The 17,608-nt window shown below is 52.6% G+C and carries 17 protein-coding genes; 7 read left to right on the forward strand and 10 right to left on the reverse strand.

Annotated features, from left to right (window positions below; all coding sequences use genetic code 11):
- Positions 1-76 precede the first annotated feature (76 nt).
- Positions 77-1,702, forward strand: coding sequence for a methyl-accepting chemotaxis protein (locus ACLJNW_RS03545; RefSeq protein WP_058663542.1), 1,626 nt, complete (start codon positions 77-79; stop codon positions 1,700-1,702).
- Between the two features lie 60 nt (positions 1,703-1,762).
- Here the strand turns inward: ACLJNW_RS03545 and ACLJNW_RS03550 are convergent, their stop codons facing one another.
- Positions 1,763-2,686 (reverse strand): LysR substrate-binding domain-containing protein, encoded by a 924-nt coding sequence (locus ACLJNW_RS03550; protein ID WP_023204237.1) that lies wholly within the window; start codon positions 2,684-2,686, stop codon positions 1,763-1,765.
- A 292-nt stretch (positions 2,687-2,978) separates the two neighbouring features.
- On the opposite strand from ACLJNW_RS03550, the gene ACLJNW_RS03555 reads away from it, so the two are divergent.
- The 5 genes from ACLJNW_RS03555 (at position 2,979) to ACLJNW_RS03575 (ending at position 9,739) form a co-directional block, all read left to right on the forward strand.
- Positions 2,979-4,322, forward strand: coding sequence for a VOC family protein (locus ACLJNW_RS03555; RefSeq protein ID WP_000024094.1), 1,344 nt, complete (start codon positions 2,979-2,981; stop codon positions 4,320-4,322).
- A gap of 48 nt (positions 4,323-4,370) precedes the next feature.
- Positions 4,371-5,879 carry a carboxylesterase/lipase family protein gene (locus ACLJNW_RS03560; protein WP_000933978.1) on the forward strand — a complete coding sequence of 503 codons (1,509 nt, stop codon included), beginning with the start codon at positions 4,371-4,373 and terminating at the stop codon, positions 5,877-5,879.
- Positions 5,880-6,098: 219 nt separating this feature from the next.
- A complete protein-coding gene (locus tag ACLJNW_RS03565) occupies positions 6,099-7,754 on the forward strand; it encodes a glucan biosynthesis protein D (RefSeq protein WP_001081954.1) in 1,656 nt (551 codons plus the stop codon).
- A gap of 195 nt (positions 7,755-7,949) precedes the next feature.
- Positions 7,950-8,525 (forward strand): YceI family protein, encoded by a 576-nt coding sequence (locus ACLJNW_RS03570; RefSeq protein ID WP_001024303.1) that lies wholly within the window; start codon positions 7,950-7,952, stop codon positions 8,523-8,525.
- An 11-nt stretch (positions 8,526-8,536) separates the two neighbouring features.
- Positions 8,537-9,739 (forward strand): lactate oxidase, encoded by a 1,203-nt coding sequence (locus ACLJNW_RS03575; RefSeq protein WP_024154608.1) that lies wholly within the window; start codon positions 8,537-8,539, stop codon positions 9,737-9,739.
- Positions 9,740-9,785: 46 nt separating this feature from the next.
- Here ACLJNW_RS03575 and aac(6') read toward each other — a convergent pair whose 3' ends face one another.
- The 8 genes from aac(6') to ACLJNW_RS03615 form a co-directional block, all read right to left on the reverse strand.
- Positions 9,786-10,223 (reverse strand): cryptic aminoglycoside N-acetyltransferase AAC(6')-Iy/Iaa, encoded by a 438-nt coding sequence (aac(6'), locus tag ACLJNW_RS03580; protein ID WP_000354850.1) that lies wholly within the window; start codon positions 10,221-10,223, stop codon positions 9,786-9,788.
- The gene (locus ACLJNW_RS03585) at positions 10,223-11,014 is read right to left on the reverse strand and encodes a DeoR/GlpR family DNA-binding transcription regulator (protein WP_001670738.1); all 792 of its coding nucleotides are present in this window, start codon (positions 11,012-11,014) and stop codon (positions 10,223-10,225) included. The genes aac(6') and ACLJNW_RS03585 overlap by 1 nt, the downstream gene beginning before the upstream one ends.
- A gap of 15 nt (positions 11,015-11,029) precedes the next feature.
- Positions 11,030-11,662 (reverse strand): ribulose-phosphate 3 epimerase family protein, encoded by a 633-nt coding sequence (locus ACLJNW_RS03590; RefSeq protein ID WP_000600616.1) that lies wholly within the window; start codon positions 11,660-11,662, stop codon positions 11,030-11,032.
- An 11-nt stretch (positions 11,663-11,673) separates the two neighbouring features.
- The gene (gene sgcA, locus ACLJNW_RS03595; RefSeq protein ID WP_000606455.1) at positions 11,674-12,111 is read right to left on the reverse strand and encodes an SgcA family PTS sugar transporter subunit IIA; all 438 of its coding nucleotides are present in this window, start codon (positions 12,109-12,111) and stop codon (positions 11,674-11,676) included.
- A 131-nt stretch (positions 12,112-12,242) separates the two neighbouring features.
- Complete coding sequence (gene sgcQ, locus ACLJNW_RS03600; RefSeq protein WP_023203896.1) at positions 12,243-13,049, reverse strand: BtpA family protein SgcQ; 807 nt, start codon at positions 13,047-13,049, stop codon at positions 12,243-12,245.
- A gap of 13 nt (positions 13,050-13,062) precedes the next feature.
- Positions 13,063-14,376 carry a PTS sugar transporter subunit IIC SgcC gene (gene sgcC, locus ACLJNW_RS03605; RefSeq protein WP_000460835.1) on the reverse strand — a complete coding sequence of 438 codons (1,314 nt, stop codon included), beginning with the start codon at positions 14,374-14,376 and terminating at the stop codon, positions 13,063-13,065.
- 10 nt (positions 14,377-14,386) lie between these two features.
- Positions 14,387-14,668, reverse strand: coding sequence for a PTS sugar transporter subunit IIB SgcB (gene sgcB / locus ACLJNW_RS03610; protein WP_000976132.1), 282 nt, complete (start codon positions 14,666-14,668; stop codon positions 14,387-14,389).
- Positions 14,665-15,783, reverse strand: coding sequence for a M42 family metallopeptidase (locus ACLJNW_RS03615; protein WP_000144625.1), 1,119 nt, complete (start codon positions 15,781-15,783; stop codon positions 14,665-14,667). Before ACLJNW_RS03615 ends, sgcB begins: the two co-directional genes overlap by 4 nt.
- 216 nt (positions 15,784-15,999) lie before the next feature.
- Between ACLJNW_RS03615 and rimL the strand changes: the two genes are divergently transcribed.
- Positions 16,000-16,539 carry a 50S ribosomal protein L7/L12-serine acetyltransferase gene (rimL, locus tag ACLJNW_RS03620; RefSeq protein WP_000229305.1) on the forward strand — a complete coding sequence of 180 codons (540 nt, stop codon included), beginning with the start codon at positions 16,000-16,002 and terminating at the stop codon, positions 16,537-16,539.
- Here rimL and ydcK read toward each other — a convergent pair.
- A complete protein-coding gene (ydcK, locus tag ACLJNW_RS03625; RefSeq protein ID WP_023204581.1) occupies positions 16,536-17,516 on the reverse strand; it encodes a YdcK family protein in 981 nt (326 codons plus the stop codon). The genes rimL and ydcK overlap by 4 nt on opposite strands.
- Positions 17,517-17,608 lie beyond the last annotated feature (92 nt).

Genomic DNA, 17,608 nt, shown 5'->3' on the forward strand with positions numbered 1-17,608 from the left:
AGCAAACGTCACGAAGTGCCGATGACTATCTAACGGGCGTGTTTTACGCATAAAACCTACAAGAGAGTCGACGGTCATGGGCAACACATTCTCGATGCAAGCCTCGCATAAACTGGGCTTCCTGCATCATATTCGGCTGGTTCCGCTGTTTTCCTCCATTCTCGGTGGCATCCTTCTTCTTTTTGCTTTGAGCGCCGGGCTGGCAGGCTATTTTCTGTTACAGGCCGATCGCGATCAGCGTGATGTCACGGACGAGATTCAGGTACGGATGGGATTATCCAACAGCGCTAACCACTTACGTACCGCACGTATCAATATGATCCACGCTGGCGCGGCGAGCCGGATTGCTGAAATGGATGAAATGAAAGCCAATATTGCCGCTGCGGAAACGCGGATCAAGCAGTCTCAGGACGGCTTTAACGCTTATATGTCCAGAGCGGTGAGAACACCCGCCGATGACGCGTTAGATAACGAGTTAAACGCCCGCTACACCGCCTATATCAACGGCCTGCAACCGATGCTGAAATTTGCCAAAAATGGCATGTTCGAAGCGATCATTAATCATGAAAACGAGCAGGCAAAACAACTGGATGCAGCATATAACCATGTCCTGTTGAAAGCGATTGAACTGCGCACCGAGCGGGCAAGACTACTTAGCGAGCAGGCTTACCAACGTACCCGGCTCGGTATGATGTTTATGATTGGCGCATTTACGTTGGCGCTGGTATTGACGTTAATGACCTTCATGGTGCTGCGTCGCACGGTGATACAACCCTTGCAGCAGTCTGCGTCACGTATCGAACGCATTGCGGCGGGCGATCTGACCATGGCTGACGAGCCCACAGGACGCAGTGAAATTGGTCGCCTGAGCCATCATCTTCAGCAGATGCAGCATGCGTTGCAACAAACGGTAGGGGCGGTGCGTCAGGGGGCGGAGGAAATTTATCGAGGCACCAGCGAAATTACCGCTGGTAATACGGATTTATCTTCTCGTACTGAACAGCAGGCTGCCGCCATTGAACAGACCGCGGCCAGTATGGAACAGTTGACGGCAACCGTTAAGCAGAATGCGGATAATGCGCATCACGCCAGCAAACTGGCGGAAGATGCTTCCGGTAAAGCCAGCCGCGGAGGCCAGATGGTTTCCGGGGTCGTACAAACGATGGGGAATATTTCCACCAGCTCGAAAAAAATCTCGGAAATTACCGCCGTCATTAACAGTATCGCTTTCCAGACCAACATTCTGGCGCTGAACGCGGCGGTCGAGGCGGCACGCGCCGGGGAACAAGGACGCGGTTTTGCGGTGGTCGCCAGTGAGGTTCGTACCCTCGCCAGTCGCAGCGCGCAGGCGGCAAAAGAGATTGAAGGCTTGATCGGCGCATCGGTCAGCCTGATTGAACAAGGATCTGAAGAGGTTATCGCTGCGGGGAGCACCATGAATGAGATTGTGGATGCCGTCAAACGCGTCACCGATATTATGCTCGACATCGCGGCAGCCTCTGATGAGCAAAGTCGCGGTATTGTTCAGGTCAGTCAGGCGATTTCTGAGATGGACAGGGTTACGCAACAAAACGCGTCGCTGGTCGAAGAGGCGTCCGCGGCGGCCGCTTCGCTTGAAGAACAGGCCGCCCGCTTGACGCAAGCCGTTGATGCGTTTCATTTACAGGATACTGGCGCGACGATGCGATCATCCTTCCTTTAATAAGCGTCGCGCCAGCGGGCTATTTTAGCCGCGGGCGCGGTTAATGTCCGACAGCCGCTATCACAGCGGCATCGATTTACGGATCGCCGCAATCAGCATTTGCGCCCCGGTTGAAAGCGGGATATCAAATCGCGTAAGAATACCTATCGGTTCGCCTGCGCTCTGGGTCGGCACGGGTAATGAGACCAGCGTCGCCTGGCGAAGATCTTCTTTAACCGCGCCAGAGGGGACGAACCAGACGTAATCGTAATCTACGGTCAGTTGTCGTGATAACGATGCGGATAGCGTTTCGATACATCCGGCAGGCATTTTACACCCCTGGCTTTGCAACAGGGCTTCCGCATTCTGGCGCGGTACCGTGCCTTTTGGCGAGACGACTACCGGCCACTCCATAACCCGACTGAGCGTGATCGTCTCCTGTAACAGGGGATGACCGGGGCGTACCACTAATTTAAGCGATTCTAAAAACAGCAGTTCGTAATTTAAACCGCCCATTAATTCCGGGTCTGACATGCGGCCAATACCCAGATCGATCTCGCCTGATTTCAGACCTGCAAGCAACATCGTATTGTTCATGGTCGCGACCTGTAACGAGGTCGATTTTTGCTGTTGATGGAACCGCCCAATAGCCGCCGGGAGTATACCCAGCGCAGCGGTGGGGAGCGCGCCAACACGCACCACATCGGCGCTGGCGTCCTCTTTGCGATTCAGCGCCTGCCCGGCGGTATTCAATGCATCTAATACTTTTACCGCATGAGTCAAAAATTGTTCGCCAGGAACCGTTAATTGCGCGCCCAGTCGCCCGCGTTCAAACAGACGGGTTCCGGTGAGTTGTTCCAGTTCGTTCAGCGTTTTAGAAAGCGCTGGCTGGCTCAGGTTAAGAGTTTCAGCCGCGCGCCCCAGAGTTCCCTGTTGCGCAACGGCGACAAATGTATGAAGGTGGCGCAACCGAATGCGCTGACTAAACAGACCATTTTTTTCCATAAGCGATGTTAAAAACAGAGCCGTGCGGGTGACAAGTAAAGTTGTTTGTTTTTGATAACCTGATAGCAAAATATTATTAACATTTTACCATTTCAAGTTACAACTGTTTTATTTTACTGATGATTCAACTGCCGTTAAGCGTGTTAAGCCGCGATCTGGTCGGGGATATGCCAACTCATGTCAATCCGTTCTGCATAATGAATTCAGGTCGGATCACACTTTATAAATTCTTCTCCCCGGAATGGATGAGGTTTTCTACACTCCAGGTAACATTCACTGGAGGCATGACATTATGGCGAACACCATCACGGCAGATGAGATTCGGGAACACTTTTCGCAGGCAATGTCGGCAATGTACCAGCAGGAAGTTCCGCAGTACGGTACGTTACTGGAGCTTGTGGCTGACGTGAATCTGGCGGTGCTGGAAAATAATCCCAAACTGCATGAGCAGTTGGCTAATGCCGATGAACTGGCGCGATTGAACGTGGAACGACATGGCGCCATTCGTGTTGGCACCGCAGAAGAACTTTCTACCTTGCGTCGGATATTCGCCATCATGGGGATGTACCCAGTAAGTTATTACGATCTCTCTCAGGCGGGCGTGCCTGTGCACTCCACGGCATTTCGTCCCATTGACGAGGCTTCGCTCTCGCGTAATCCCTTTCGCATGTTCACTTCGCTATTACGCCTGGAGCTCATTGAAAACGCGGCATTACGCCAGCGGGCGGCGGAAATCTTATCGCAGCGGGATATTTTTACATCGCGCTGCCGACAATTGCTGGATGAGTACGACGAGCAGGGCGGTTTTAGTGCTGCTCAGGCCGAAGAGTTCGTCCGTGAAACGCTGGAGACTTTTCGCTGGCATCGTCAGGCTACCGTTGATGAAGAAACGTACCGCAGCCTGCATCGTGAGCATCGTTTAATTGCCGACGTGGTCTGTTTTCCGGGATGCCACATTAACCATCTGACGCCGCGTACTCTGGATATCGACCGGGTACAGGCCATGATGCCGGAGTGCGGCATTACGCCTAAAATTCTTATCGAAGGTCCGCCTCGCCGCGAAGTGCCTATTCTGTTGCGGCAAACCAGTTTCAAAGCTCTGGAAGAGCAGGTGCTCTTCGTTGATGAAAAGCAGGGTACGCACACGGCGCGCTTCGGCGAAATTGAGCAACGTGGCGTCGCGCTGACGCCAAAAGGTCGTCGATTATATGACGAACTGTTGCACAAGGCGGGAACGGGTAAGGACAACTTCACGCATCAACTCCATTTGCGGGAGGTCTTTAACGCCTTTCCGGATAGCGAATTTCTGCTTCGCCAGCAGGGGCTTGCCTGGTTCCGTTATCGCTTAACGCCTTCCGGCGAGGCGCATCGTCAGGCGATCCGTCCTGGCGACGATCCGCAGCCGCTTATTGAGCGCGGTTGGGTGATCGCGCAGCCGATTACCTATGAAGATTTTCTTCCGGTCAGCGCAGCCGGCATTTTTCAGTCGAATTTGGGAAATGAAACGCTGGCCAGAAGCCACGGCAATGCCAGCCGCGACGCCTTTGAACAGGCGCTGGGATGTGCTGTACGGGATGAATTTTCGTTATATCAGGAAGCGGAAGAACGCAGTAAACGCCGTTGCGGTCTGCTTTAAAAGCGGTAAGCTTCACAGGCTGTGAGGATACTGTAAAAGGAAGGCGTTATGTTGAATCCCTCCATCCCGCTGGTGGCGACGCGTCACGGTAAAATCGTGGGCGTCGTACAGGAAGAAATCCATATCTGGCGCGGTATACCTTATGCCGCGCCGCCAACAGGGGAGCTACGCTGGCGTGCGCCGCAGCCTGTTACGCCCTGGCAGGATGTGCGCCAGGCGGATTGTTTCTCCTGCGCCAGTTGGCAGGATATTACCTGGTGTCGCGAACTCGGCGGCGGCGATCCGGGAAATTTTTCCGAAGACTGTCTCTATCTGAACGTCTGGGCTCCCGCCGTGCGTCATGAACCGTTGCCGGTCATGGTCTGGCTACACGGCGGCGGTTACACCATTGGCGCGGGGAGTTTGCCGCCCTATGACGGTCAAGCGCTGGCGAAGCGCGGCGCAATCGTGGTGACGGTCAATTATCGGCTTGGCCATCTGGGCTTTTTCGCGCATCCGGCGCTGGAAGGCGAAGAGGCGGAGTGTATTCATAATTTCGCTTTACTCGATCAAATCGCTGCGCTGCGTTGGGTGCAGGACAATATTGCCGCATTTGGCGGCGATACGCAGAATGTGACGTTATTTGGCGAATCCGCCGGCGCCCGCAGCGTGCTGTCGTTGATGGCTTCGCCGTTGGCGAAGGGGCTTTTTCATAAAGCGATTATTCAGAGTGGTTATACGCTGCCGGATACGCCCCGCGAGGTGGCGCTAAAAAAAGGCGTTGCGCTGGCAGAACATCTTGGCTTAGCCCATGCCACTGCCGAACAGCTACGCGCTTTACCGGCAGAGACGTTTTGGCCGCTGGACGCGCCTTTTAAAATTGCGCCGACGCCGATTTCCGGCGACGTCGTGCTGCCGCATCCGATGCTGGAAACCTTCTTTGCGGCGAAACAGCATCCAATACCGGTGATGATCGGCTCGAATAGCGATGAAGCCAGCGTATTGGCAGTTTTTGGCGTCGATATTGCCGGTCAAATTCAAAAAATGCGCCGTGAGCGGCGTGTTGGCCTGGGGTTAATCCGGCTGCTTTATCCTGGAGTGAAAGGCGACGAAGCACTAGGGCGGCAGGTCTGTCGGGATATGGTATTTACCACGTTGGGTTATGTCGTCATGCAAGCGCAGCAGCGGATCGGCGAACCGTGCTGGCGTTACTGGTTTGATTATGTCGCCGAAGCGGAGCATAACACCTACGCGAATGGTGCCTGTCATGGCAATGAAATACCGTATGTATTCGATACGTTAACGCGGGCTGAGCCCACATGCCATTATGTGAATGAGAATGACCTGGCCTTTGCCTCGCAGGTGGCGGATTACTGGGTGAATTTCGCTCGTCATGCCAGCCGCACGCGCGACGTGCTGCACGGCCCGGTTCGCTGGCCCGCCAGCATTCGGGGGCGAGATCGTCTGTTGCGGATTGGGCTGAACAAACTTGCCGGTTTTAAAGTGGAAAACCGCTTTATGCGTGCGCGTCTGGCGCTGTTTAAACGAGTCATGAAACATCACGTTAGTCTGGAATAAACTTTTCATAACCTGAAGAATGCTGCGTGAGGTTTACATCCGATTCGGTCGGTTCTTATCGACATAAAATATTTACGCTTTTGCACAGTTTCCAGGCGACCAACAATTGGATTATTAATGAATTTTGTCTAGAGTGAGCGGTCAGAAACGGGCACATTCTTGCTGCTGAAAAAACCAGCGCGGGACCATTCACAAGACCAGAAGGACTCATTTTCAGGTATGAATCGTAGACGATTTATTAAAGGTTCAATGGCAATGGCCGCCGTGTGCGGTTCCAGCGGTATTGCTTCCCTCTTTTCTCAGGCGGCGTTTGCCGCGGAATCCGATATTGCGGATGGTAAAATTGTCCGTTTTGATTTTGCTGGTCTGCAATCAATGGCCCAGGCGTTAGCGAAAAAGCCCTGGGGTGGCGCGCCGGGACCCTTGCCGGATACGCTCGCCAATCTGACGCCGCAGGCCTATAACAGCATTCAGTATGACGCGGCGCATTCACTCTGGAACGGTGTTGCCAACCGGCAGCTCGATATTCAGTTTTTCCACGTAGGGATGGGCTTTCGTCGTCGCGTACGCATGTTTTCCGTTGATACGACGACGCATCTTGCTCGCGAGATTCATTTTCGCCCGGAACTGTTTAAATACAACGATGCCGGCGTCGATACGACGCAACTGGAAGGGCAGAGCGATCTCGGTTTCGCCGGTTTCCGTGTCTTTAAAGCGCCGGAACTGGCGCGGCGCGATGTCGTCTCCTTCCTGGGCGCCAGTTATTTCCGGGCGGTAGATGATACTTATCAGTATGGCCTGTCGGCTCGCGGGCTGGCGATAGATACCTATACTGACGGTCAGGAAGAGTTCCCTGACTTCACCGCATTCTGGTTTGACACCGCGAAGCCGGGCGATACTACGTTTACCGTTTACGCTCTGCTGGACAGCGCCAGCGTGACGGGCGCGTATAAGTTTGTGATCCATTGCGAAAAAACGCAGGTGATCATGGATGTAGAAAACCATCTCTACGCCCGTAAAGATATAAAGCAACTTGGCATTGCGCCGATGACCAGTATGTTTAGCTGTGGGAATAATGAACGCCGGGTATGCGACACCATTCATCCGCAAATTCACGATTCCGATCGACTGGCGATGTGGCGGGGTAACGGCGAGTGGATTTGCCGCCCGCTGAATAATCCGCAGAAATTGCAGTTCAATGCATATATGGACGATAACCCAAAAGGGTTCGGCCTGCTGCAACTCGATCGCGATTTCTCGCATTATCAGGATGTGATGGGCTGGTACAACAAACGTCCGAGCCTGTGGGTGGAGCCGCGCAGTAAGTGGGGGAAAGGCGCGGTTAGCCTGATGGAGATCCCAACCACTGGCGAAACTCTGGATAATGTGGTCTGTTTCTGGCAGCCGGAAAAAGCGATCAAAGCCGGGGATACGCTGGCGTTTAATTATCGTTTGTACTGGAGCGCGCAGCCGCCGGTACAATCTCCGCTTGCGCGGGTCATGGCGACCCGTACAGGGATGGGCGGCTTTCCCGAAGGTTGGGCGCCGGGCGAACATTACCCAGATAAATGGGCGCGCCGTTTTGCTATTGATTTTGTCGGCGGCGATCTGAAAGCGGCCGCGCCAAAAGGCATTGAGCCGGTAATTACGCTCTCCAGCGGTGAGGCGAAGCAGATTGAGATCCTCTACGTTGAGCCTTTCGACGGTTATCGTATCCAGTTTGACTGGTATCCGACCTCGGATTCTACGGCACCGGTGGATATGCGTATGTTCCTGCGCTGCCAGGGGGAGGCTATCAGCGAAACCTGGCTGTATCAGTATTTCCCGCCCGCGCCGGATAAGCGCCGTTATGTTGACGATCGTATCATGCGTTAGACAGTTTGCCTTCTGTACCGCCACAAAGGCGGTACAGGTTGCGGAAATAGCCCTGACATAAACTCATTCGTGAGCCGCTGTTTTTGTGACACGGCCTTTCCATCGTTCTATTTTTGCAACAGTCCTTCCTGTTTATCCCTCTCGATCCTGCGGACAGGGAACATTAAGATAACTTCACCTTATTTAAGATATAAAGTGAATATAATGAAAAAGAATTTTCTTGGTGCTGTCCTGTCTCTGGGTTTATTAAGTGCTGCTCATGCAGATGTATATAAATTTGATAATACGCATACAAATGCGGTATTTAATATCGATCATTTCCAGACCTCAACCAATCATGGCGGGTTTTATGCTATTAGCGGCGAACTGAAATATCAGCCGGAAAAGCAAGATGCAGAGATGCGCGTGACGATTCCCGTGAGCGCCTTAAATACCGGGGTGGATGCGTTTGATAACCATATTCGCAGTAGCGATATTCTGGATGCGGAAAAATATCCAGAAATAGTATTTAAATCGACAAAATGGCATTTTGAAGATAATAAACCAGTTTCTATTGACGGTTTGTTAACAATGAAGGGAGTAACTAAGCCCGTCACCTTAACCACCACCAAGTTTGGCTGTTATATGAGCCCGATATTCAAGGCACAGGTTTGCGGCGGTGATTTTGTCACGCAAATAGATCGCACCCAGTGGGGTGTAGATTATCTGGTCGATATGGGGATGACGAAAGTTGTCGATATAAAAATCCAGGCAGAAGCGGTTAAGCAATAAAGGGAATAATGATGAAAACTCATCACCTCATTCGGGTAGTGGCCTCGCTGGCAATGTTGGCAACATCAGGCCTGGCTTATGCTGAAGAGTACAAAGCCAGTACGGACGAAAAAGCAATAAAAATGACGAACGTAGCCTCCCTGGAAGCACGCGTTCAGGCCAAAATGGAGAAAGGGGCATTTGGTTATATTCGCGGTGGAGCCGAAGATGAGAATAACCTTCGCAGCAACACCGAAAGCTTTGACAAAAAATATATTATGCCGCGCGTATTACAGGGCATTGAGTTAAAAGAGATCGATTTATCAACGCAGCTACTGGGTATTCCGCTTAAAACGCCTATAATCCAGGCACCGATGGCGGCGCAGGGCCTGGCCCACGCCTCCGGAGAGTTGGCGACGGCGAAAGGCATGGCGCAGGTCGGTTCGATTTTCTCGTTGAGCACCTATGGCAACAAGACCATCGAAGAGGTGGCTAACGTTTCCGGGAAAAATCCGTTCTTCTTCCAGCTTTATATGAGTAAGAATAATCAATTTAACGAATTTATTCTTGCACAAGCGGTAAAGCATGGCGCTAAAGCGATTATTCTGACCGTAGATTCGCCTGTCGGTGGTTATCGGGAAGAAGATATTAAAAATAACTTCCAGTTCCCGTTGGGCTTTGCAAACCTGGAAATGTTCGCCAGAAAAAATGACGATGGTTCAAAAACCGGCAAAGGGGCAGGGATAAGTGAAATTTACGCGCAGGCTAAACAAGCCTTTACGCCGGAGGATATTGCCTATGTACATCGTATTTCCGGTCTGCCGGTTATCGTAAAAGGCATTCAGTCGCCGGAGGATGCTGAAATTGCTATCCAGACCGGGGCCGCAGGAATATGGGTTTCTAACCATGGTGGCCGTCAATTAGACAGCGGGCCGTCCTCATTCGATATGCTTCCTGCGATTGCAAAAGTCGTCAACAAGCGAGTGCCTGTTATTTTTGACAGTGGAGTACGCCGTGGTTCGCACGTATTCAAAGCGTTAGCCAGCGGGGCGGATATTGTGGCGGTTGGCCGGCCTGTATTATACGGTCTTAATCTTGGCGGCGCTCAGGGTGTGGCATCAGTGATTGAACAGCTAAACAAAGAGCTGACAATTAACATGATGTTGGGTGGCGCCAGAAATATTGAACAAGTGAAAACGACACGCTTGTTAACTGAAAAAGATCTGCCCCAGTAATATAAAGGTCGGGTACTATACCCGACCTTTTCCTGTATGATTTCCCTCAACAACGCTTCCGGTAGAAAATGACGCGCTCTGTTTCCTCAAATCCTAACGCCTGGTGAACTTTCTGGGAAATTGTATTTTCCGGCGAGGTATCGGAGGCCATTTCCCGACACCCTTTATTCGTTCCCCATCGTTGCACCGCTGCAATCAATTGTTTCGCTACGCCGCGTTGACGGAATGAGGGGAGAACAAAAATACCTTCAAGGAAAGCCACGGGCGAACTGTCACAGCCATTAACATAATCGTGGCGGATTGAGGCATCCGCAAAGCCAATCGCCACCCCGTCTGCCATCGCAATAAATGATGCCAGATGATCGGCTTGCAGAATTTCTTCGCCGTCCGCCAGATGGGCGTCATCCGGGTGACCAGGCCAGAGCTGTTTTCGCAATCCGCGCCAGTGCTCCAGATGGGTTTTGTTCATTTGCCTGATGTCCATTAACGCGCTCCTGATGAGGGGTCTGACATGATGAGACGGCATCCCGCCTGCTGATAACGTCGGGCGATAGCAGACGGGAGCGCGCTGTCGCTAAGGATGGTAGTAATACAGGACAGCGTCGCCACCGCATGGGGTTCTACAGTATCAAACTTTGAATGATCGGCCATCAATATGACCTCGCGTGAGCGCTGAATAATGCGCGTTTTGACGCCTACTTCAAACATGGTAGCGTTGGTGATGCCCGTTTCAATCGACAGCGCATCGCAGGAGATAAAGGCGCGTTCAACGGCAAAGGCGTTAATCATCTCCAGCGCCAGACTCTCGCCCACCGAAAAGTAACCGGGGCGAATCAGTCCGCCAATAATGTAGCTCTCTACGTGTGGGAAGCCACCCAGTTCGTTAGCGATTTTGATGTCATTGCAAATGACTTTTACTTTGGCGTCGACCAGACATTTTGCCAGTTCCAGACAGGTGGAGCCGGAGTCGAGAAAAAAGCAGTCTCCATCCTTGATGAACGTGCGGGCGAGGGCGGCAATTTCGCGTTTCGCCTCGCTTTGTAACGTCCGCTTAACGTCGAAAACATATTCTTTATCTTCCGTACTGTCGTCGAAGTCAATACAACCATGGCCGCGAACCATACCGGGATAACGGCTGGCAATATAGTGAAAATCCCGGCGCACTGTTGCCTCTGCATAGCCAAAAAGCTCAATAGCTTGTTGTGTTGAGAGGTGCCTGTGTTGCCAAAGGTAGTGCAACATCTGTTTGATACGGTCGGGGCGCTGTTGGCTCATCAGCATATGACTCCTTTATAGCGCGGTGAATTGTGACAACGTCACATCATAGTTCGCCGTCGTGAATAACGCCCGGCCAATCACCAGATGCTGTGCGCCTGCGGCGGCAAGCAGCCGTGCGGCGCGAAGTGTAATACCGCCGTCCGCCCAGCATTCCGCAGCAGGGAAATGCTCTCTGCCCTGGCTCACTTTTTCACACATCGCGGCGATAAATTGCTGTCCGCGTCCGTCGGGTTCGCTGGTCATGATCATCAGCGCATCCAGTTGCAATGCCAGATAACGATAAGGCAATAGCGGCGTTGCCGGGTTAAGCGCCAGTCCTGCTTTCGCCCCGATAGCGCGAATATCCGCCAGAATCTCCGGGGGGTTTTGCACGCTTTCGGCATGAATGAAAATCCAGCCGGGGCGGATAGCTGCAAGCCAGGGTAACCAGCGTTGCGGCGATGAGACCATCAGGTGAAATGAGAGCGGATGGCGAGTGTATTGTGCGACTGCCTGAATGGTTTTCATACCGAAGGTAATATTGTTGATGAAACTGGTATCTTCGATATCCAGATGCAGCGAGCCGAGGGGCGCATCGTGTAAAGCGGTCAACGCCTCGGCATAGCGCAGCGGATCGGCGGAGGCCAGTGAAGGGTGCAGGATCATCGGAACCTCCTTCAGCGCAATGCGGTTAATTGCGCGAAAAGCGCGACGTCATTTGGCGCATCTTGCAGCATCGCGACGCTTTCCGGCGAGTCGAGCCACTGGCTGATGCGTTGAATGGTGCGAATATGTGCTTCGGCATCCGTGGCGCTGGCGCAAAGCAACAGCCAGATGGGATCGCAATCCGCATTGCCGAAAGCGACCGGCGTTGCTAACGTAGTGACGCTGATTTGATTATGGTTAGCGCCTTGCTCTGGTCTGGCATGGGGCAGCGCAATCCCCGGCGCGATAAGATAATATGGCCCCCATTTAAGGGTGTTCTCAATAATACCGTCCAGGTAGCAGGGGGCCGCCGCGCCGAACGTAATCAGCGGACGAACGGCGATATCCAGCGCGTGTCGCCAGTCGCTGGCATGGCGTTGCGCCTGAACCCACTTAACATCATTAATCATCGATCGTTGACTCCTTGCCGGTTCGGGTTACTCTGGAACCGATCCCCGGCGTGTCTTTTGGCGAAGGCGACGGAGATCGGCAGAAGAGTTATCGCTCTCTGCAGGGGATAAGCGTTTTGCTTATCCCCATTTTATTGTCGGATATGGCGTACTTTCTCCATAAACTTCGCCACGCGCGCCTGGTCGACAAAGTTGGCGAAGACGCCGTCTTTTTTAAACGTGGTTGCCGTTACGCATCCGTCGGCAATGCAGAGCTGCTCCTCGACGTTTTCCAGACACACCCCGGTATTCGCCAGCACGACCGTGTCGGGGACGGTCTCTTTTACCCGCTTCAGTATGGCGCTATCCGTGCGAGCGCCCGCCGTCAGCCCCGAGACGCACAGGGCATCGGGGTTATTGTTAAATACGGTCGATTTCGCAATTGAACAGACATCGCGGTTTCCCAGATACACCGCCGCTTCCGGCACGATGTTAAACAACGTTTTCACGTGGCCTGCGCCGATGCGATGCTGATGGCGAATGGTTTCGCCGACATTCGTATCCCAGACGCCAAAATCGCTGGCGTAAGCGCCGGTGAAAATTTCGCGGATAAATTTTGCGTTGGTCGCCATCGCCAAATCAAACGAGGCCACAGGGTCCCACAACACGTTTACCCCAAACGGTACGCGGATTTCACTCATTAACTGACCGATGATTCTTGCCATCGCGGCGGTCGTTTCCGGTCTGACTTTCGTTAAATAAGGCAGACTAAATTCGTTGGAGAACATCACCGCATCCACGCCGCCATTTTGTAGCGCCATTAAATCGTCATGGGCGCGGTCAATTACCCAGTTCATGCCTTTCCTGGTATCGAACCCGGGATCGCCCGGCAACGCCCGTAAATGGCACATGGCGATAACGGCTTTTTCTGTTCCTATTACCTCTTTTAGCCAACTCATTCTGGGTTGCTCCTTATTCCGGTAGTTCACGTTTACGTAAGACAAGTATGATGCTGGCGACAATGCCGACCACAATAACCACGCCAATCATGCCCAGCGACATCAATTCAGATATTGACCAGCCAAACATATTTCCCACCGACAGCGCGGTAATTTGCGCGTTTTCAGCGGCGAAGCTAAAGCCGCCTTTGAGCGCCATATCGGTAAAGTACGGTGCGAACTGGGTGGCGATCAGCAGAACGGTAATCATGACAATGATGCCGCTGAGCAGAGTACGAATCAGATCGCCGCGATGAATAACCGTGGCCATGCAGATAAAAAACGGCGCAACCGGTAAATCAGCCAGCGGCAGGACTTTATTGCCCGGCAGTATGCTCGCCAGAATTAACATGATGGGAATTAACAGCAGTCCAACCGCGATGGTGGTCGGGTGGCCTAACGTCACTGCGGTATCCAGACCGATAAAGACTTCGCGCCCTTTAAAGTGTTTCTGGAAGAACTTACGTGCGCCGTCGGAAATGGGCATTAATCCCTCAACGATAAGGCGAATCATGCGCGGAAACAGCACCATAATCGCCGCTACGGTAATCATTAAGGTTGCGCACCCTTTAAAGCCTTCGCCTGCGGCAAGTCCGAAGATCAGCCCGAGAACAACGCCAATGATCACCGGGTCGCCGACCATCCCATACCGTTTTTGGATCTCCTGAGCGTCTATATTGCGTCCTTTCATAAACGGTATTTTTTCGTATATCGCATCCAGCAATACGAACAACGGCACGGAACTGGAGCCATACCCTTGCGGAATAGAAATCCCTTCCAGACCCACAATGTTCTGTACCCGTTTCGCCGTCCAGTCGGCCATTTTCAACGACAAGGCGGCGTGGCAAATCGCGCCCAGTACGCCATAAATCAGACTGCCGGTCATCAACTGGACGACCGTTCCGGTAATGGCGTAGTGCCAGTAGTTATAAATATCAACGTTCATGGTTTTGGTCAGACGAGTCACCAGCATACCGACGTTGAGCAGAAAGATAACGGGAATGATCATCGCGCCGATGGCCGTCGCATAGCCGACGCCGGATGCGGGCCCGGCGCCGACGTCAAACACATGCAGCGTCAGGCCAAAACGCTCAATCATCACTTTAATCGGCGGACTGAGACTGTCGATCGCCATGACGATCACCAACCCCATGCCGACAAAACCGATGCCGACCGTCACCCCGGCTTTCACTGCCTGCAGCCAGGGAATACGAAAGATTAAGCCGATGATAATCATAATGATGGGCACAAAAACGGTGCCGCCGAGAGACAGGATGTAATCAAACATAATGCCCCCTTTATTGTGTTAACAGCGCCTTGATTTCTTGTTTTAATGCGTCGTCGTTGATGCCTGTCAGCAGGGCGGCGCCGTTGAGCGTCGGGATGCCATAGTCACTGTGCGTACGCATGGACGTTACGATGAGATCCATACCGTTACAGTTCAACGGGATCTCATTCAGACAGCATTGCGCCGTGGTTGCCGCAATGCCTTGCTCCGCAAGAAAGTCCTGCAGTTTTTGTGCAATCATGGTTGATGTCGACATGCCGGTACCACATGCCACAAGGATCTTTTTCATCATGGTCGTGCCTCTTGTGTAGCGCCTGTTTCAGGCTCAATGGGAAACTGTTCTGGCGACATGTTGGCCAGCGCAGTCAGTAAACGGATACAATCAGCCAGGTCGCGCAGGCTGGCGACTTCGGCTGGCGAGTGGGTATAGCGGCAGGGAATAGAAAGACTGGCGCAGGGAATACCGTCCAGTTCAACCTGAATGTAGCCGGTTTCGGTGATGACGCCTGGCGCGACTTCACGCTGTACGGGAATATTATTTTCGTGCGCGGTGGTCTCCAGCATCCGCAGCAAACGCGGCGGCGTAATCAGTCCCGCCAACGTACCGCGTCCGTGATAGTTCAGACAGGTGATGCCGACGCCGTGGTTGACCCGCACATCCGAGTAATCCTGCAGGTCAGGCGTGTCGCAGGATGGGGTGATATCAATACCAATCGCCAGGTCGGGGCGCACGCGTCGTAAAACGGGAACAATCCCGCGAATATTGAACTCTTCCTGTACCGACGCGACCAAGAACACCGCGATATCGAGCGGTGTGGAGGCGAGGGCCTCGGCGACGCCCAGTAGCGCCGTACACCCCAGTCTGTCATCCAGCGCCTTACTGCATACCAGGTCGTTGCCCAGACAGTGCGGCGGGTTGTAAAGGGTTACTGGCGTCCCCACCTGAATACCCATTCGTTCGGCATCCGCTTTATCTTTTGCGCCGATATCAATCCAGAGTTTATCGAGCGCGGGAGGCTGGGTGCGCTCGTCACCCTTCGCGAAGTGATATGCTTTAATACCGATACAGCCCATGATATCGCCTGAACGTCCGGCAAGCGTCACGATCGAACCGGGCATAGTAATTTGCGCCGGGCCGCCCACGCGTTCAAAACGTAAAAAGCCGGAGGGTTCGATCTTGCGTACCATAAAACCGACTTCATCCATATGCGCAAAAATCATCAGGCGAAGCGCGTCGGATTTGTCGCTGCCATAACGGGCGACGACATTGCCTAAGCGATCCCGCCAGACGTCTTTGGCCTGCTGTTCAAACGCGTGCTGCATAACGTTTGCAATACTGCTTTCATGTCCTGAAATCCCGTTTAGCCGCAGTAAAGAAAAAAGCGTTTCCTGCACAGAAAAGGTCATTGGCGTCTCCGTGGTGATAAAACAATCAGTCGTTGAGCGTTTTATAGGTGGAGAATGGTTGGATAAGTGTGAAATGTGTCACGCGGAAATACGCTAAATATGGCCAATAAAAAATAATGTGATGGCGATACAATAAAAACGCTCATATCACCTGCGGGTTATCGGTAAACCAGGCTATTTATGTGATCACGACCAACAACGAAGAAGGGCAACGCGATGGTGGAAATTATTCCTGTTAGCACGACGCTGGAACTGCGAGCGGCAGATGAAAGTCATGTTCCGGCGCTGCACCAACTGGTACTCAAAAACAAAGCGTGGCTACAACAGTCGCTCGACTGGCCGCAATATGTCACGTCGCAGGAGGAAACGCGTAAGCATGTGCAGGGTAATATACTGTTGCACCAGCGTGGTTACGCCAAAATGTACCTGATTTTCTGCCAGAATGAGATGGCAGGCGTACTCTCATTTAATGCCATCGAACCGATAAACAAAGCCGCCTATATCGGTTACTGGCTGGATGAGTCCCTCCAGGGACAAGGGATAATGTCGCAATCATTACAGGCGCTGATGACACATTATGCCCGGCGCGGCGATATTCGGCGCTTCGTCATTAAATGCCGCGTTGATAATCAGGCCAGTAACGCAGTCGCACGGCGCAACCATTTTACGCTGGAAGGCTGTATGAAGCAGGCGGAGTATCTTAACGGCGACTATCACGACGTTAATATGTATGCCCGCATTATTGATGCGGATTAAAGGGAACCGACTAAGGGGGTACGCGTAATACGATCCTCGCCATTGATCACTTTTGGGCCGCGCAGGTGAATAGTATTGCCGTCAAAGGCTATCACCGTCGCCCGTCCGCTAATCTCGACCTGGTGCTCAATCAGAATTTCGCCCTGTATACAGGCCTGGCCTTCAATCAGCACGCGGTCGTCCAGTAAAATCGGGCCTCCGCGTACCTCAGCATGTCCGCCTACCAGCACATGATGTTTTAACACACAGTTGCCTTCGATTAACGCATGTTCCGCTACCTGCGAGCTGTAGCGAAGGGTAGGGATCGCATCTTCCTGTGTGCCGGCGATAACCCGCGCATGGCCATAGACTTTGGCGCAGTCACAGATCCAGACATTATTGTCTTTGTTGCCTTCAATGAGCGCGAAATCAAAGACCTCCGCCCGGTGCTCAATAAAAGCGTGTGTGATAGTGGCGTCGCCATAAAGCTGTACCTGATGGACAATCCGCGAATGGTTCACGGTGGCGCGATCGTAAATTTGTAAAATCTGCGCATGTTCATGCGTTAGTCCCTGAACGGCGAGAATTTCTGACTGGTTTAACACGCGGGCATCGCCATAAATCGCACACTCTCCGCGCACGGAAGAGGACTGAATGGTGACGTTGTCACTTATCCGTGCGCCATCGCTGATATCAGCGCGATCAATCCAGACGTTATCGCCTATTCGCACGTTATTGTAGAGCGTGCACGGCTGCGTGATACGCGCGTTACCCGTAATTTCCGTGCCCGCAAAGGCCATCGCGTTTTCATCATAAATCCAGCAATCCCCCTGTTGTGACAGCACATTATCGGCATCAACCCAGCCGCCGGAGGTTCCGGCTTTAACATCGTTAAAATCCGTTACGGCAATAACTTGTCGTAATAAGACGCTTTTCTTCTCACCGTCTACCTGATAAGTAAAAGCACGAGGTTCTTCACTCAGTCGATATTTGATCATAGGGAAATTCCGTGTGAACGATTAAGATAACCGTAGCAAAGGTACTGGCGAAACAACCAGAAATTCCATAAAATGCATTTCAAATATACTTT

Origin of the sequence: Salmonella sp. SAL4457, assembly GCF_046548235.1 — a bacterium.
GTDB classification, from domain to species: domain Bacteria; phylum Pseudomonadota; class Gammaproteobacteria; order Enterobacterales; family Enterobacteriaceae; genus Salmonella; species Salmonella enterica.

Excerpts from the sequence above, each read along its gene's own strand:
- ACLJNW_RS03545 (WP_058663542.1), top strand. The coding sequence starts at position 77 with ATGGGCAACACATTCTCGATGCAAGCCTCGCATAAACTGGGCTTCCTG.
- ACLJNW_RS03550 (WP_023204237.1), bottom strand. The coding sequence starts at position 2,686 with ATGGAAAAAAATGGTCTGTTTAGTCAGCGCATTCGGTTGCGCCACCTT.
- ACLJNW_RS03555 (WP_000024094.1), top strand. The coding sequence starts at position 2,979 with ATGGCGAACACCATCACGGCAGATGAGATTCGGGAACACTTTTCGCAG.
- ACLJNW_RS03560 (WP_000933978.1), top strand. The coding sequence starts at position 4,371 with ATGTTGAATCCCTCCATCCCGCTGGTGGCGACGCGTCACGGTAAAATC.
- ACLJNW_RS03565 (WP_001081954.1), top strand. The coding sequence starts at position 6,099 with ATGAATCGTAGACGATTTATTAAAGGTTCAATGGCAATGGCCGCCGTG.
- ACLJNW_RS03575 (WP_024154608.1), top strand. The coding sequence starts at position 8,537 with ATGAAAACTCATCACCTCATTCGGGTAGTGGCCTCGCTGGCAATGTTG.
- ACLJNW_RS03585 (WP_001670738.1), bottom strand. The coding sequence starts at position 11,014 with ATGAGCCAACAGCGCCCCGACCGTATCAAACAGATGTTGCACTACCTT.
- ACLJNW_RS03590 (WP_000600616.1), bottom strand. The coding sequence starts at position 11,662 with ATGATCCTGCACCCTTCACTGGCCTCCGCCGATCCGCTGCGCTATGCC.
- sgcA (WP_000606455.1), bottom strand. The coding sequence starts at position 12,111 with ATGATTAATGATGTTAAGTGGGTTCAGGCGCAACGCCATGCCAGCGAC.
- sgcQ (WP_023203896.1), bottom strand. The coding sequence starts at position 13,049 with ATGAGTTGGCTAAAAGAGGTAATAGGAACAGAAAAAGCCGTTATCGCC.
- sgcC (WP_000460835.1), bottom strand. The coding sequence starts at position 14,376 with ATGTTTGATTACATCCTGTCTCTCGGCGGCACCGTTTTTGTGCCCATC.
- sgcB (WP_000976132.1), bottom strand. The coding sequence starts at position 14,668 with ATGATGAAAAAGATCCTTGTGGCATGTGGTACCGGCATGTCGACATCA.
- ACLJNW_RS03615 (WP_000144625.1), bottom strand. The coding sequence starts at position 15,783 with ATGACCTTTTCTGTGCAGGAAACGCTTTTTTCTTTACTGCGGCTAAAC.
- rimL (WP_000229305.1), top strand. The coding sequence starts at position 16,000 with ATGGTGGAAATTATTCCTGTTAGCACGACGCTGGAACTGCGAGCGGCA.
- ydcK (WP_023204581.1), bottom strand. The coding sequence starts at position 17,516 with ATGATCAAATATCGACTGAGTGAAGAACCTCGTGCTTTTACTTATCAG.